Below are 483 nucleotides of genomic sequence, written 5' to 3' on the forward strand. Positions count from 1 at the left end.
CCTTCATCGACTCCTAGTGTCAAGGCATCCACCGTGCGCCCTTTCTAACTTAACCAAACTAAAAATTAAAAAATATGAGCTACACTGTTATCTAGTTTTCAAAGAACATACCATTTGCTATTTAAAATAGCTTTTTGGTGGAGCCTAGCGGGATCGAACCGCTGACCTCCTGCGTGCAAGGCAGGCGCTCTCCCAGCTGAGCTAAGGCCCCAAAATGTATGGTGGGCCTAAATGGACTCGAACCATCGACCTCACGCTTATCAGGCGTGCGCTCTAACCAGCTGAGCTATAGGCCCATACAAATTGCAGGATTTATTTATATCATATCCTCATTTAAGAGTCAACACTGAATTGAACTCTCAAAACTAAACGAAAACGAAACACGGAAACTTATATTGATAAGCAGCGCTTATCAATTCTCCATAGAAAGGAGGTGATCCAGCCGCACCTTCCGATACGGCTACCTTGTTACGACTTCACCCC

General features: G+C 44.7%; 2 tRNA genes and 1 rRNA gene. All 3 read right to left on the minus strand.

From position 1 onward, the window contains the following. Nucleotides 1–135: 135 nt before the first annotated feature. Nucleotides 136–211, minus strand: a tRNA-Ala gene (locus MR143_RS32680). An 8-nt stretch (nt 212–219) separates the two neighbouring features. Next, a tRNA-Ile gene (locus tag MR143_RS32685) sits at nt 220–296 on the minus strand. 130 nt (nt 297–426) lie between these two features. Further along, nucleotides 427–483 (minus strand): 16S ribosomal RNA (locus MR143_RS32690); the annotation flags it as partial.

The organism is Bacillus cereus group sp. BfR-BA-01347, from assembly GCF_022663835.1.
Classification (GTDB): domain Bacteria; phylum Bacillota; class Bacilli; order Bacillales; family Bacillaceae_G; genus Bacillus_A; species Bacillus_A thuringiensis_K.